The organism is Paenibacillus sp. J22R232 (assembly GCF_056269165.1).
This window is the reverse complement of the sequence record NZ_JBWDNK010000005.1, coordinates 354,403-369,842: the sequence shown is the minus strand read 5'-3', so window position 1 is coordinate 369,842 and position 15,440 is coordinate 354,403. Positions and strand designations below refer to the sequence as shown.

At 51.7% G+C, this 15,440-nt stretch carries 10 protein-coding genes; 8 read left to right on the top strand and 2 right to left on the bottom strand.

Annotated features, from left to right (window positions below; translation table 11 throughout):
* Nucleotides 1–211: 211 nt before the first annotated feature.
* Entirely contained in the window at nucleotides 212–805 is a 594-nt protein-coding gene (locus tag AC0YN3_RS18295; RefSeq protein WP_475776400.1) for a TetR/AcrR family transcriptional regulator, read from the bottom strand.
* A gap of 237 nt (nucleotides 806–1,042) precedes the next feature.
* Between AC0YN3_RS18295 and prmA the strand changes: the two genes are divergently transcribed.
* The 5 genes from prmA to AC0YN3_RS18270 all read left to right on the top strand — a co-directional run bounded on the left by prmA (nucleotide 1,043) and on the right by AC0YN3_RS18270 (nucleotide 5,558).
* The gene (gene prmA, locus AC0YN3_RS18290; protein ID WP_475776399.1) at nucleotides 1,043–2,041 is read left to right on the top strand and encodes a 50S ribosomal protein L11 methyltransferase; all 999 of its coding nucleotides are present in this window, start codon (nucleotides 1,043–1,045) and stop codon (nucleotides 2,039–2,041) included.
* Nucleotides 2,041–2,715, top strand: coding sequence for a site-2 protease family protein (locus AC0YN3_RS18285; protein WP_475776398.1), 675 nt, complete (start codon nucleotides 2,041–2,043; stop codon nucleotides 2,713–2,715). The genes prmA and AC0YN3_RS18285 overlap by 1 nt, the downstream gene beginning before the upstream one ends.
* Before the next feature lie 122 nt (nucleotides 2,716–2,837).
* Nucleotides 2,838–3,614: an RsmE family RNA methyltransferase gene (locus AC0YN3_RS18280; RefSeq protein WP_475776397.1), complete on the top strand. Its 777-nt coding sequence runs from the start codon at nucleotides 2,838–2,840 to the stop codon at nucleotides 3,612–3,614.
* Nucleotides 3,615–3,619: 5 nt separating this feature from the next.
* Complete coding sequence (gene mtaB, locus AC0YN3_RS18275) at nucleotides 3,620–5,011, top strand: tRNA (N(6)-L-threonylcarbamoyladenosine(37)-C(2))-methylthiotransferase MtaB (protein ID WP_475776396.1); 1,392 nt, start codon at nucleotides 3,620–3,622, stop codon at nucleotides 5,009–5,011.
* 115 nt (nucleotides 5,012–5,126) lie between these two features.
* Complete coding sequence (locus AC0YN3_RS18270; protein ID WP_475776395.1) at nucleotides 5,127–5,558, top strand: NUDIX hydrolase; 432 nt, start codon at nucleotides 5,127–5,129, stop codon at nucleotides 5,556–5,558.
* On the opposite strand, the gene AC0YN3_RS18265 is transcribed toward AC0YN3_RS18270, so the two are convergent.
* The gene (locus AC0YN3_RS18265) at nucleotides 5,555–6,538 is read right to left on the bottom strand and encodes a Na/Pi cotransporter family protein (RefSeq protein ID WP_475776394.1); all 984 of its coding nucleotides are present in this window, start codon (nucleotides 6,536–6,538) and stop codon (nucleotides 5,555–5,557) included. The two genes, AC0YN3_RS18270 and AC0YN3_RS18265, sit on opposite strands and share 4 nt — an antisense overlap.
* Nucleotides 6,539–6,650: 112 nt before the next feature.
* Between AC0YN3_RS18265 and AC0YN3_RS18260 the strand changes: the two genes are divergently transcribed.
* From AC0YN3_RS18260 to addA, 3 genes are read left to right on the top strand one after another with little or no spacing between them, the layout of a single operon-like run.
* A complete protein-coding gene (locus tag AC0YN3_RS18260) occupies nucleotides 6,651–8,012 on the top strand; it encodes a class I SAM-dependent rRNA methyltransferase (RefSeq protein ID WP_475776393.1) in 1,362 nt (453 codons plus the stop codon).
* 33 nt (nucleotides 8,013–8,045) lie between these two features.
* Complete coding sequence (gene addB, locus AC0YN3_RS18255; protein WP_475776392.1) at nucleotides 8,046–11,564, top strand: helicase-exonuclease AddAB subunit AddB; 3,519 nt, start codon at nucleotides 8,046–8,048, stop codon at nucleotides 11,562–11,564.
* Nucleotides 11,564–15,430: a helicase-exonuclease AddAB subunit AddA gene (gene addA, locus AC0YN3_RS18250; protein WP_475776391.1), complete on the top strand. Its 3,867-nt coding sequence runs from the start codon at nucleotides 11,564–11,566 to the stop codon at nucleotides 15,428–15,430. Before addB ends, addA begins: the two co-directional genes overlap by 1 nt.
* Nucleotides 15,431–15,440 lie beyond the last annotated feature (10 nt).

Below are 15,440 nucleotides of genomic sequence, written 5' to 3'. Positions count from 1 at the left end.
CGCTCATCCTCTTTCTTTAGCTTAATTATTAATAACATCGGATAAGTCGGAATAAATGTAATAAAAAAAGCATAATGACTCTTTTGGAAGAGTAGCCATTATGCGTCGCCAGAGGTCTGGTAGACATCGGATGAATAATTATTCACTATGTGCACATGATAGCAGGATTTACCATTAATAGTCAATCGTTTTATTTCATGCTAGTCCAAAATTATTTGAGAAGCAGGGCTAGCATTTTGTCAGGCGTTAACGTCGTAATTTCGTGGATACCAGGAATGTTATGAAGAATAAGCCCTTCCATCATGGAAACATAGATAAGGGCCAGCTCCATGCTGTCGCCTGCTTTTATTACGCCAGCGGCCTGCCCTTCTGCAATCATTGCAGCCATCGGGCGCAGATTATCAACAAATCTGGCGCTGACTGCTGCAGTCACTTCGGCTGGCACAGCCTCTGATGTTCTCGCATATTGAAGAATGACGGTAATTGCCCAGCCGTTTCGGTAGGTTAGCCAGTTCTCCGTATACCAGAACAGCTTGTCATAAGGAACAGCTTCCATGCGGAGAGCCTCCTCTACGAAAATGCGGTATTCGCGTTGCCCGCTTTCCACCAATGCTTGGAAGATGTCCTCCTTCGAGCTGAAGTATTTGTAGACATTCCCTACGCTTATAGCAGCTGCAGCCGCGATGTCGGAAATTTTAGTAGCCGGCAGTCCGCGTCTTGCAATGACATGCATGGCTGCCTCTAATATTTGGCGATGCCTCTCTTCTCGCAGCTTACGGTCCTTTTCCGCATTTCTAGGTGACATTTGCGCAGTAGCCCTCCCGATATTGATATGCTTTAATCCTCTATTCATAAAAACCCATAATTGCCCAACAGATCTTTATCATTGTAGCACAATTCATTTATGAGGTTGCATACGCCAAATTTTGTGTAAAACCACACTCTGGTGTACAATAGATGTTAGGTTTTTATAGCGAAACGATTGTCTGGCCAATTGCGGCTGCAGGCGGCCGTTTACGATTGTTACTGGAGGATATTACATATGAAATGGCATGAAATTACAATCTCAACGACAGAAGAAGCGCAAGAGATGATATCTAACTTTTTGCATGAGCTCGGTGCTGGCGGCGTATCTATTGAAGAGTCGGGAACGCTCAGCAAGCAGCGTGATACTTCGCTTGGACAATGGTACGAGCTTCCGCTTAACGATATTCCAGAGGGTCAAGCGATTATAAAGGGTTATTTTAATCAAGACACGGATATGGAAGAGCTTATCGCATCCATTCGCCCGCGGGTAGAGGAGCTTCGCGAATTCGATATCGATCCAGGTACGGTAGAATATTCGGCGCTCGTTATTGATGAAGAAGATTGGGCTACCGCATGGAAGCAATACTTCAAGCCGCTCCGCATTTCGGAGACGCTTACGATTAAGCCGACATGGGAAGTGTACGAAGCAGGCCCGAACGAGCGGATTATCGAGCTGGATCCGGGAATGGCTTTCGGTACGGGAACGCATCCGACGACGGCACTATGCTTGCAGACGCTTGAGACGGTTATCCGCGGCGGCGAAGAAATGATCGATGTCGGAACAGGCTCAGGCATTCTTGCGATCGGAGCGTGCCGCTTAGGCGTGAAAAGCGTTCTCGCGCTGGATCTTGATCCTGTTGCCGTGACAAGCGCAACCGAGAATGTAAGGCTTAATGAGCTGTCGGAGCAAGTCGAAGTCAGATTAAGCGATTTGCTAGGCGTCATCAAAGATGGCCAATCAGGCGAAGCTAACGGATCTTCGCCGCTGGCTACTGCAGTTAAGGTGCCCGTGGATTTGGTCGTTGCCAATATACTGGCAGAGATTATATTGCTCTTTGTAGACGACGTATATGAAGCACTTAAACCAAACGGTATATATATCGCTTCTGGCGTATACAAAAACAAAGAAACCGATGTGGAAGAAGGCCTGATCCGTTCTGGATTTGAAATCGTCGAGAAACGCCGCGATGAAGATTGGATTGCATTCATAGCGAGAAAGCCGCAGGTGACTTAATGGACTTGCAGAGCTTTTTACGTTTCCCGCTTGAAGATTTGCCATTTATCGTCTTGGCTTTAATTATTGCCTTTACCGTGCATGAGTTCGCTCATGCTTACAGTGCGTATAAATTTGGCGATGATACAGCTTACAATGCCGGTCGGGTCACGCTAAACCCGCGGGTCCACTTGGATGTGCTTGGCACTTTGCTGATACTTATAGCCGGTTTTGGCTGGGCGAAGCCTGTTCCCGTCAATCCAAGCAAATTCAGCAGTCCGCGGTTGATGAGCATTATAGTTACGGCAGTTGGTCCGCTGAGCAACTTGTTGATGGGTACGATAGGCATATTCATCTACGTTGCAATATTGACTTCGGGAATTTTGGATGGGGCATCCGTTGGGGTTGATGCTGCTGTTCATCGCTTTTTTGATTATTTCATTTGGTATAATTTCCTATTGTTCATTTTCAATTTAATACCGCTTCCTCCGCTTGATGGATACCGGATTATTGCTGATCTGCTGCCGTTGAAGATCCGTTACAAGATGGATCAAAACGTGCAGTGGGGAATGTTTATATTTCTTCTAATCGTCTTTATACCACCTCTGCGAAAAGTCACGCTTGATCCTATTTTGGGCTTGGGCGCAGATATGATGAATAATACGTTTGCATGGGTCTATCAAATCTTTATATAAGTTGTTTTGGGCAGAAGTAGATGAAAAAAGGCGTAGTTGGCAACGGTTTCTGATAGATTTCAAATGGGCATGCATGGTATTATGAAGGATGGAATTTGTTTAAGGGTGGTTGGAAAAGGACGATGCAACGATATTTTATAGCGGCGGACCAGTTTGGCGAGTCCGAAATTCGGTTGGTAGGCGAGGATGCGCATCATGCGGTTCGTGTCATGCGGTCGAAGCCTGGCGATCAGTTTATCGTTAGTGACGGACAGTCGCGCACGGCTTTAGTGGCTGTACTTGAAGCTGCTCCAACGCTGATTACGGCTGAAATCGTGGAGCTGCTGAGCGCGGATAGTGAGCCGAGTTGGGCGATAACGATCGCGCAAAGCTTGCCTAAAGGCGACAAGATGGAGCTGGTCATTCAAAAAGGTACGGAGATTGGCGCTTATGCCTTTGTTCCCTTTCAATCAGAGCGCATGATTGTACAGTATGACGCCAAGAAAGAAGCAAAGCGGATTGATCGTTGGAGCAAAATCGCAAAGGAAGCGGCTGAGCAAGCGCATCGCAGCCGTATACCTGCAATTGAAGCGCTCCATAGCTGGCGTGAGCTGGTCAAGTCGATAGCCGATTATGATCTGGCGTTGTTTTGCTACGAGCGAGAGGGTCATTTGGCTCATGGACGAGGCGTACGCTCTGCCGTAAGTGAATGGCGTGCCAGCGAAGCTGCTGTGCGCAGTCCAAGGGTACTGCTTATTGTCGGCTCGGAAGGCGGCTTTACCGATCGCGAAGCGGCAGAGGCCGAAGCAGCAGGAGCCGTCTTGGTTGGGCTTGGCAGAAGAATACTGAGAACGGAAACAGCGGGCATCGTAGGATTAACCTGCTTATTATATGAATCAGGAGAAATGGGAGGAGCGTAACAACTATGCCAACAGTCGCATTCTATACGCTAGGCTGCAAAGTGAACTTCTATGACACAGAAGCGATCTGGCAGTTATTTAAAAACGAAGGTTACGAGCAGGTCGATTTCGAAGCGACCGCAGATGTGTATTTAATTAATACGTGTACGGTAACGAATACGGGAGACAAGAAAAGCCGTCAAATTATTAGACGGGCTGTACGCCGCAATCCGGATGCTGTCATCGCGGTAACGGGCTGTTACGCTCAGACTTCTCCTGCGGAAATTATGGCAATCGAAGGCGTGGATCTCGTCATTGGCACGCAGGACCGCGAGAAAATCATGAGCTTCGTCGATCAAATACAAGGCGACCGCAAACCGGTTAATGCCGTGCGCAACATTATGAAAACCCGTGACTTTGAAGAGCTGGACGTGCCGGATTTCTCGGAGCGTACTCGGGCATTCCTGAAAATCCAAGAAGGCTGCAACAATTTCTGCACGTTCTGCATCATTCCTTGGTCACGCGGACTATCCCGCAGCCGCGCGCCGCAAAGCGTGCTGGAGCAAGCGAAGCAGCTTGTGGCTTCTGGCTATAAAGAAATCGTATTAACCGGTATTCATACCGGAGGCTACGGCGATGATATGGAAAACTACAATTTGACCAGCTTGCTCTGGGATTTGGACAAGGTGGAGGGGCTTGAGCGCATTCGCATCAGCTCGATTGAAGCAAGCCAAATCGATGATGCCATGATCGACGTGTTGAACCGCTCCAGCAAAATGTGCCGCCATTTGCATATTCCACTCCAAGCAGGCGAAGACTCCGTATTGAAGCGCATGCGCCGCAAGTACACGACGGCAGAATTTGCCGCTAAGATCAAACGGCTGCATGAAGCGATGCCTGGCGTTGCGATTACGACCGATGTGATCGTAGGCTTCCCTGGCGAGACGGAAGAAATGTTCGAGGACGGCTTGCGGTTCATGGAAGAGATGAAATTTGCCGAAATGCACGTCTTTCCTTACTCGAAGCGCACGGGAACACCGGCAGCGAGAATGGATGAGCAGGTCGATGACGAAATAAAAAACGAGCGCGTGCACAAGCTGATCGATTTATCCGAAAAGATGCAGCTTGCATATGCAAAGCAATACGTAGGCCAAGTGCTTGACGTCATTCCGGAGCGTGATTACAAAGGCGCGCCTGGAACGGGCTTGGTTATGGGCTATACCGACAATTATATCCAAGTCGTGTTCGACGGTACGGAACAATTGATCGGTAAGCTATGCCGTGTCAAAATTACCGAAGCTGGTGTCAATGAATGCCGCGCGAAGCTGGTCAGAGTGATGGACGATAAACCGCAAGAAGCCATCGAAACAGAGCTGCACAGCTTTGTGTTGGAACGTCCAGAAGCGATAAGAGCGTAAACGCAGCTCGAATAATAGCGGGGATTCCTTTGTTCAACGCTTCCTTCCGAGGAAACGATGGAGGAATCCTTTGCTGCATCTATTACTTCATTTAGGCTGCAAGGGGGAAACGGAGATGAAAGAAATTTCAGCAGGCGGTGTCGTATATCGCCGCAACGAGGAAGGCAAGCTGCAAATTCAGCTCATTCAGGACCGATATGGAAAGGTTTCGCTGCCCAAGGGGAAGATGGAAGCGGGGGAAACCATAGAAGAAACCGCTTTGCGAGAAATCGTGGAAGAAACGGGCCTCGAAGGGGTGATTATCGCTCCGATTGACCAAATTAAATACCAGTATGAGCATGATAAGCATGGGAAAGTGGATAAAGAGGTCCATTATTATTTGGTCGAAGCTGTGGGAGGCTCTCTGCAAGCACAGGTTGAGGAAATACGTGGCGTTGATTGGTTTGAACCTAAAGAAGCCTGGAAGCGGCAAAAGCAGTCCGGCTACGACAACAATCACCGCATCGTGGCCGGGGCTTTTCATTTGCTAGGTTTGCAAACGGATTAGGGATGCTTGGACAGTGGCTCAAGCTTCCTGAATATACCAAGATAACAAAACGGGAGTGCAATTAAGGAGCTCAAAACGTTGAATATCGTCTGCGTGTGCGCAATCTGAGAGGCATTGGATGAAGAAATCCACGCCGAGAAGGTTTCGAGCTCGCCGATAAAAGGCATAAACAGCAATGCGCCACCTGCATTGAGCACGACATGCGACCATGCGACGTATTGCCCGGCCTTGGTGCCTCCAACGGAAGCAAGCAAAGCCGTTGCGCAGGTTCCGATATTTGCGCCAAGCACAACCGCGATGCCCAGCTCGATTGGCATGGCGCCAAGTGTCACGAAGCCCATAATAATGCCGATTACGGCTGCGCTGCTATGTACCGCAGCCGTTAGAATAGCGCCAGCAGCAAGGCCCCACCAAAGGCTGTCATCCGCCTTGTCGAGAAACCATGTGAAAAAGGTGCTTTCTTGTACAGCAGGTCCAACACCTTGCATCATGGCCATTCCGGTCAACAACAGTGCAAAGCCGCATAGGACAACGGATGAGAAGCGAAGCGAGGTAAGCCAGCTTGCGCTGCGTATAGCGGGAAACCATTTTAATTCACCCAATATGGCAGTTGTCAGCCACATCACAATAGACGCGATTAGCAAGGGAAGGGCGAGCTTATTCAAGTTAAGGCCGATGAGCTCGGTCGTAATGCATGTACCGATGTTCGTACCGAGAATGATGCCAAGCGTACGCGGGAAGGTTAACAGGCCGGCATTGACCATGCCTATCGCGATAACCGTCACGGCGGTGCTGCTTTGCAGGAATGCTGTCGTTACGGTACCGATTGCAAGCCCGTGTATAGGCGTTGCTGTGGACCGTTCGAGAATTCGTGTCAAATAAGGACCGGCCATTCTGTGAAGCGCAAGCTCCATCAGCTTCATGCCGCTCATAAATACGGAGAAGCCAAGCAGCATGGGAATAAGAATCGTCTGAACCATTAGCGAGCTCCTTCAAGTTGATTTCGATTTCGTATTAGAACCGTATGTATACATATGCTGCAAAAAAGACAAGCATGACAAGCAAGTCCACTTGAGGGGAAGCGAGAGAAACGTGAGCAATCCAAAAATATATTTGCAAAAAGCTAGAAAAAAAAGAGTGGAGCAAGGCCATCCTTGGGTATACGCAACGGAGATAGACCGCCTGGAGGGCGAGGCGAAGCCCGGTGATCTGGTTGATGTGGTCAACCATCAGGGACGCTACCTTGCAACCGGGTACTGGAATCCCAAGTCGCAAATAACGGTTAGAGTGGTTGCCTATGAGCCAATCGCGGAAATGGATGCCGAATTTTTCCGCAACCGCCTCCGTCAATGCCAGGAGCATCGTCGCCGCTTTGTTGCGGATGCCGATTGCCGTCTCGTTTACGGCGAGGCCGATTTCTTGCCTGGCCTTGTGGTCGATCGCTTTAATAACGTGTTGGTGCTCCAACTATTGACACTCGGAATGGATGCCAGGAAAGAAGCGCTAATCGAGGCGCTCGTTGACGTATTCCAGCCGATTGGCATCTATGAGCGCAGCGATGTCGGGGTCCGCTTGCTTGAGGGACTGGAGGAGCGTACGGGAACGCTATATGGGAGCTGTCCATCCATCCTCGAAATTGAGGAGAACGGCTTAAAGTTGGAGGTTGATATCGTCGAAGGCCAGAAAACAGGCTATTTTTTCGATCAGCGCGAGAACAGAGCGGCAATCGCTCCGTTGATGAAAGGCTGGGGCGGCCGCAGCGGCATTCGCCTCGTTGACGAACAGGATGGAGAATCGGTGAAATCGGTGCCGGTTAACGCGAATGGCAAACTCGTTACCTTTCCTTATTGGGATGGAGCTTCCGTGCTGGAGTGCTTCGCACATACGGGAAGCTTCACGCTTCATGCCTGCAAATATGGAGCCAAGAAGGTGACCTGTCTGGATGTCTCCGAGCATGCAATCGAAACGGCTAAGAGGAATGTCGAGCGCAATGGGTTCACGGAGCGCGTTGAATTCGTAGTTGCCGATGCCTTTGAGTATTTACGGGCTCAAGTAAAAGGGCTCGATGACCGGAAGCAGCGGGGCCTTGGCGGTGTCGATACTTCCAAGAAGCTTGAAGGGGCGGCAGGACGGACATGGGATGTCGTCATTCTCGATCCGCCAGCGTTCGCCAAAACCAAAAGCGCGGTGCCTGGCGCATGCCGTGGCTACAAAGATATTAATCTGCAAGGGCTGAAGCTTGTGAATGAAGGCGGATATCTCGTTACGGCAAGCTGCTCGTACCACATGCGCCCTGAGCTGTTTCTGGAGACGATTCAGGAAGCGGCGATAGACGCCGGCAAGCTATTGAGGCTCGTTGAATGGCGTGCGGCAGGAAAAGACCATCCGCAGCTGCTCGGCGTTAACGAAGGCCATTACTTGAAATTCGCGATATTTGAGGTTAGAAGCAAATAATTGCATGTTATCGAATAGACGGGAGAGCTGCGCATGACACTTCGCTTTGTCATAGGGCGTTCGGGAACCGGCAAAACTTCTTATTGCTTGAACGAAATAAGAGAGCAGCTTCGCGCTGAGCCAGACGGACCGCCGCTGATTATGCTCGTACCGGAGCAAGCTACATTCCAGACCGAATATGCATTGCTGCAAAACAGAGATTTAAACGGCACGATACGGGCGCAGGCGCTGAGCTTCAGGCGCTTGGCGTTCCGTGTCATGCAGGAAACGGGGGGGACAGCACTCGTTCCGATTGGCGATACAGGCAAGCATATGCTGCTTTATAAAATCGTGCATCGGCTGGGCCAGCAGCTGGAGCTGTTTCAAAGCGGCGCCGAGCAGCCTGGGTTTATCGACCGGCTTGCCGAGCTGCTTACCGAGTGGAAAAGGTATGGGATTGATTCCGAACGGCTGCAGGACAAGCAGCAAGCTGCGGAAGCAGGAATGGAGCATTCCATCTTATTAAAGCGGAAGCTGCATGATTTGCAGTTGATTTACAGCCATATGGAACAGGAACTCGCGGGCATGTATATCGACGCCGAGGATTATTTGCGTTATCTGCAAAATGGCTTCGCCAATGCGTCAGCCATGAAAGGCGCACATTTTTGGATCGATGGCTTTTACGGCTTTACTCCCACCGAGTTCGAAGCACTAGGAGCTTTAATAGCTTCCTCTGCACAGGTGACCGTTACGCTTACGTTGAATCGGACATATGAGCCTGGCGAGGAACCGCATGAATTGGAACTGTTTCACCCTACTGCCGATACGTATCAAAAACTGATCGCTCTGGCCGCAAACTGCGAGGTGGAGGTAGAGGAGCCAATTAAGCTGGGCGAGAGTCCTCCCGTTCGGTTCCAAGACAGCCCGATGCTGGCTCATTTAGAGAAACATTACAGCGAGCGAATTCCGATGCTGATTCAAAGCCCTTCGATGCTGGATTGCGAGGATGCCCGCTGCGGGATCTCATTGCATGCAGCCGCGAGCCGCAGAGCTGAAGTAGAAGCAGTCGCGCGCGACATTGTCCGCAGGGCCAGGCAGGAAAATATCCGTTGGCGCGATATTGCCGTCATGGTGCGTAATGCCGAGGATTACACCGACTATATCGGATTAGTGTTTGCCGATTACGGGATTCCTTATTTTGTCGATCAAAAGGAGAAAGCGCTGCATCACCCGCTTGTCGAATTTATCCGATCGGCGCTTGAGACGGTCTTGTTCGGCTGGCGCTATGATGCCGTATTTCGCTGCGTAAAAACCGAAATGCTGTTTCCGCTTGATGACAGCTTGCCTAGGGAATGGTTTGACATGCTGGAAAACTATGCGCTGGCAGCAGGCATTGATGGCTGGAAATGGCTTGACGATAAGCGCTGGCATCCGTTAGTACCGGTTTCGCTCGATGACGACGCGGAAATCGAAACCAAAATCAGCGAAAAAGCACAGCGGGAATATGACATCGTGCTGGCTGCGAAAGAAGCAGTCGTACCGCCACTGCGGCGTTTTGGAGAATTGCTGCAAAAAGCAGCCAACGTTCGGGAGATGTGCGAAGCCTTATATCGGCTGCTGGATCAATCTGATGCGGCTGACCGCCTGGAGCGCTGGGCGCTGCAAGATACTCAGTCCGGGAAAGTGCAGCGTTCCAGAAGTCATAGACTGCTGTGGGATGGCGTGATGCAGCTGCTCGATCAATTGGTTGAGCTTGCGGGAGACCAATCCATGTCGCCTGAGCTGTTTGCGGGAATGGTCGAAGCGGGCTTGGACAGCCTGAAGCTAGCTGCAGTGCCTCCAGCGCTCGATCAAGTGCTTATCGGCAGCATGGACCGGACAAGGTCTGGGCACATACAGGTTTGTTATGTGCTCGGAGCAAATGACGGAATCATGCCGATGAGAGTAAAAGAAGACGGCATACTTACGGAGGCGGAACGGGAGCGGCTTGCTGAAGACGGGCTGGCTATGGCGCCTGGTGTGAGGCGCCGGCTGCTGGATGAGCGCTTCATGATCTACAATGCTTTGACAACGCCAAGCCGTCATTTGTGGCTGAGCTGGGCACAGGCAGATGAGGAGGGGAAGAGCCTGCTGCCTTCAGAGATTATCCGTCATGTGAAGCAGCTGTTTCCCGGCATGCCCATAGAAGGCATTGCCGCGGAACCCTCGCCGGGCTTGCCGGAAACGGAACAACGGAAATTCGTTTCTCAGCCCCAGCGCACTTTGTCTTATTTGATAGGAGCCATTCGCAGATGGCAGCAGGGAGCGGATATCGCTCCATTCTGGTGGGATTTATACAACTGGTATGCCATCAGGCCCGAATGGCAGCATAAGCTGCAGCTGCTTACCGGCTCGCTTACCTATGTGAATGAAGCCAGAATCCTTTCCAAGGACACGGCAAGGGATCTTTACGGCATGCGATTGCAGGTCAGCGTGTCGCGGATGGAGCGATTCGTTTCTTGCCCCTTCCAGCATTTTGCGATCCATGGCTTGAAGCTAAGAGAAAGAAAGCTTTACCGGCTGGATGCGCCAGATGTCGGGCAGCTGTTCCATGCGGCGCTCAGCAAGCTTGCCACTAATCTAGGCGGGGGCTGGGGCAGGGCGTCTGAGGCAGAGTTGAAGTCTGTCGTGTCGGACACCGTGGACGAGCTGGCTCCGAGGCTGCAATCGCAAATTCTGCTTAGCAGCAGCCGCTTTAAATATATCGCCAGAAAGCTGAAGGAAATCGTTGGCCAGGCTGCTTTGATGCTTGGCGAACATGCGCGAAGGGCACAGTTTCATCCGGTTGGAACGGAAGTGGATTTTGGTCCTGAAGGGACGCTGCCGGCTCTCCGTATTCCGCTTGATACGGGCGGGGAGATGGAGATAATCGGAAGGATTGACCGAGTCGATGCAGCGGAGACCGCAGAAGGGCTGCTCCTTCGGGTACTTGATTACAAGTCCAGCTCGACAAGCTTGAGGCTCGAGGATGTGGCATTCGGGCTTTCGCTGCAGATGCTGACCTATCTCGATGTACTCGTCACGCATGCAGCTTCATGGCTAGGACAGCCTGCTACGCCAGCGGGTGTATTGTATTTTCACGTTCATAATCCGTTGCTGGCGCTCACGAATCATGTAACTCCAAGCGAAGCGAACGACCGGTTGCTGAAGCGATACAAAATGAGGGGGCTCGTGACTGCTGATCCTGATACGGTAAGGCTTATGGATGATGAGCTTGACACTGGTTATTCAGAGCTGCTCCCTGTTGCCTTGAAGCGCGATGGAAGTTTCTATAGCAGTTCATCCGTGGTGACGAATGAGCAATGGGATGTGCTTAGGCATTCTGTTCGGAACACGATTAGCCGGATCGGAAGCGCGATTCAATCGGGTGAAGTGTCTATCGAGCCCTATCGAATGGGGACAAAAACGCCATGTCAATATTGCGACTACAAAGCAGTATGCCAATTCGACACCCAGTTTGAGGGCAACGAATACAAGAAGCTGGGCAAGCCCTCGAAGGAAGAGATTTGGCAGCAGCTTGAGGGGGAGAAATAATGATGCATACAGCCATGGATTCTCCTAAGCCGGCAGGCAGTACGTGGACCGATGACCAATGGGATGCAGTCGTGACCAGCGGTTCGAATATCCTTGTGGCTGCTGCGGCAGGCTCGGGGAAAACAGCCGTGCTCGTCGAAAGGATCATTCGCAAAATTTCAGCGTTTACCGATGTAGATCGACTGCTTGTCGCTACCTTCACGAAAGCCGCAGCGGCAGAGATGAAGGACCGGATAAGACTAGCTTTAGAGCAAGAGCTGGAGAGGCAGCCGGATTCGGAGCATTTGCGCCGCCAGCTCGCATTGATGAACAGGGCGTCCATTACGACGCTGCACTCCTTTTGCATGGATGTGATTCGCCGCTATTATCCCTTAATTGGTCTGGACCCTGGCTTTCGCATCGCGAACGAGACGGAAAGCGAGCTGATGCGCCTAGACGTACTCGATCAACTATTCGAAGAAAAGTACGAGGGTGCCGGCGATGACGGAGCTTTCCTCAAGCTGGCGGACCGCTACGGCGGTGAGCGAGGGGACGAGCCGTTGTATCGGCTGGTCCAGCAATTATTCGATTTTGCGCAAAGCCATCCGTGGCCGGAGCACTGGCTCCGCAAGACAGCCGAGGCGTTCGCCGTTTCTGATATTGAGGATCTTCAGCGGAGCGTATGGGTAGCCAGCTTGAAAAGCGATATTCAGCTGGCGCTTGAAGGCGCAGCCTCTCTCTTGCACCAGGCACTTGAGCTGACGCGACAGCCAGCGGGCCCTGCGCCGTATGCCGTGACGTTTGACGAGGATTTGCAGCTTGTTGCAAGCCTAACGGCCGCTGTGCATCAGACGAGCTGGGAATCATGGATAGAGCCCTTCCAGCTTGTGCAATTCGGCAAGCTGAAAGCGATGCGCGGCGATGAGTATGACAAATCGCTGCAGGAACAAGCGAAGGAGCTTCGGGATCAAGCCAAAAAGCTGATCAGCTCCCTTGCGGACGAGCTTTTTGGCCGAACGCCCGAGCAGTTCGTGGAAGAGCTGCGGGAGCTGGCACCGCTGATGGACGCGCTGTCCGAGCTTGTCATTGCTTTTGGTCAGCGCTATGAAACAGCCAAACGGGCGAAAGGCATGCTGGATTTTGGAGATCTTGAGCACTATTGCCTTCGGATTCTAAGAGATCCAGCTTCAACGCCGGATCATATGCTGCCGTCAATCGCGGCGGTTGAATTCCAGCAGCAGTTCGATGAGATATTGCTGGATGAATATCAGGATACGAACATGGTGCAGGAAGCGATCGTATCGTTGATTGAGCGGCCAGGAGCCGGCAACCGGTTCATGGTCGGCGACGTCAAGCAAAGTATTTACGGATTCCGGCTGGCAGAGCCAAAGCTCTTTCTGCAAAAGTATAAGTCATACGTTTCCCTTCAAGCCTCGCGAGCTGAATTAGAACCAGATCATTCGATTGGGCTGCGCATTGATCTGGCTAGAAATTTCCGAAGCCGTTCCGAAGTTGTCGATGGCGTAAATGCCGTATTCCGGGCCATCATGCGGGAGAACGTTGCCGAGATGGATTATGATGCGCGGGCCGAGCTGGTTTGCGGAGCGTCATATCCCGTTCCCGTTCCAATGGAGCGGTTCAAGGTTGAATTTGCCGTGTTGAACAAAGCGGAATCAGCCGAAGAGGAGCCGTCGTACAGCGACAAAGCTGATGCATCGGATCTTGCTGATGAAGGGGATCAGGAGGAAAACGCATTATCCAGCGAGTCGGTGCTGGAGCTCAAGACTGCTCAAATAGAGGCCCGTTGGATGGGACAGAAGCTCAAATCGTTGATTGACGGCGGTTTTCAAATCTATGACGGAAAACGTCGCGAGAACAGGCCGATGCAGTGGAGAGATGTCGTCATTCTGCTGCGCGCAACGCAAGCATGGGCGCCGATTATCATCGAGGAACTGCAGGAGATGGGAATTCCGGCCTATGCCGAGCTGAGCAGCGGATATTTCGAAGCGACAGAGGTAGTGACGATGCTGTCTATGCTGCGAGTCATCGATAATCCGTACCAGGATATTCCGCTTGCGGCAGCGCTCCGTTCACCTTTATTCGATTTGGATGCGGAGGAGCTAGCGCGCATTCGCATCTTGTCTCCAAAGTCGACCTATTACGATGCCGTTCTACACGCTGCTGGTGACCTGAAGCTTTTCGAGGAGACCCGCAGAAAGCTATCCCTGTTTCTAGACGGCCTCGACCGTTGGCGCGCTGAAGCGCGGCAGGGATCGCTTGCGGATTTGTTGTGGGAAATCTATCGCGAGACGGGCTATTATGACTTCGTAGGCGGATTGCCGGGAGGAACGCAGCGGCAAGCCAATTTGCGTGCCCTTCATGACCGTGCCAGACAGTATGAAGCAACTTCTTTCCGCGGATTGTTCCGGTTTCTGCGCTTTATTGAACGGATGCGCGATAGCGGCGGGGATCTAGGCACGGCCAGATCGCTTGGCGAGCAAGAGGACGTCGTGCGCATTATGTCCATTCACAAAAGCAAAGGACTGGAATTTCCGATCGTATTCGTTGCTGGATTAGGCAAGCAATTCAATCAGCAAGACGTTCGCAGTGCGTTCCTGAAGCATAAGGAGCTAGGTTTCGGACCCCGCTTTGTCGATCCTTCGCTTCGAATCAGCTATCCGACGCTGCCATATTTGGCGATACGCCGGGCGATGCGCAAAGAGATGCTGGCGGAGGAAATGCGCATCCTGTACGTTGCCTTGACTCGTCCAAAAGAGAAGCTTTACCTTGTTGCAACGGTGGCAGATGCAGAAGCAAAGCTTAAAAGATGGCTAGCTTCCGTTGACGACAACGGTTTTATGCCTGACTTTAAGGTAGCCTCCGCGCGCTCGTTTATCGATTGGCTCGGTCCGTTGGCTGCGAGGCAGCTGGAGGACAGGCAGCCTGAAGCTGCAAACGCCCCTCAGTGGCGTGCCGGCATAGTTTCTGCGTCCGGGTTAGGCTTGGAGGCTGCGGCCGCGGCAGAAGGCTTAGACCTACTGGATCAAGCAAAGGACGAACGGCTTCAAGCGATCACATCGCTATCCTTGCTTGAGGAAGCTCAAGCTGACGATGAGCTTCGGGCTAGATTGGAGTGGCAGTATCCTCATCAAGAAGCTGCAGGACTTGCTGCCAAAACATCAGTTACCGAAATGAAAAGGCTTTATGCGGAGCTACTGGAAGACGCGGTTCCGCTCGAAGACCTGTACCAATCGTCGCAAGAGCCATCCAACAGCTTGACTCCCGGCGATGGACAGGCCACTTCTACATTCCGATTGAGACGTCCGTCGTTTATGGAGGAAAAGTCGTTAACCGCTGCGGAAAAGGGCTCGGTTAACCATTTGATCATGCAGCATGTTTCCTTGGCTCAACCTCCTGATGAGCAGATGCTGAGGCACACGCTTGAGGAAATGATTGAACGCCGGATTATGACGCCGAAGCAATCCGAGGCGATCGATATATCCGCGGTAGCTGCCTTTTTCCAAAGCGAGCTGGGCCAGCGTCTCCTCCGTGCTGGCTGGGTAAGGAGAGAGGTACCGTTTAGCTGCATGTTCCCTGCAAGCCGCGTTTATCCAAAGACGGAGGAATGGCTTGCGGAGGAGTCGATTTTGATTCAAGGTGTCATTGACTGCTTGTTCGAAGACGAGCTAGGCGTCGTATTGCTTGACTATAAGACGGATCGTATCGTGAATCGGCAGTGGACCGAAACGGCAGAACGTCATCGCTTTCAGCTTGAGCTGTATGCAGAGGCGATCGAAGCCGTACTTGGAAGACCCGTGGATGAGTGCCATGTTTTTTTCTTCGACGGGGGCCAATCGGTTCAGCTTGGAAATAGGAAAGAAGCTTAAAGGAGGAAGG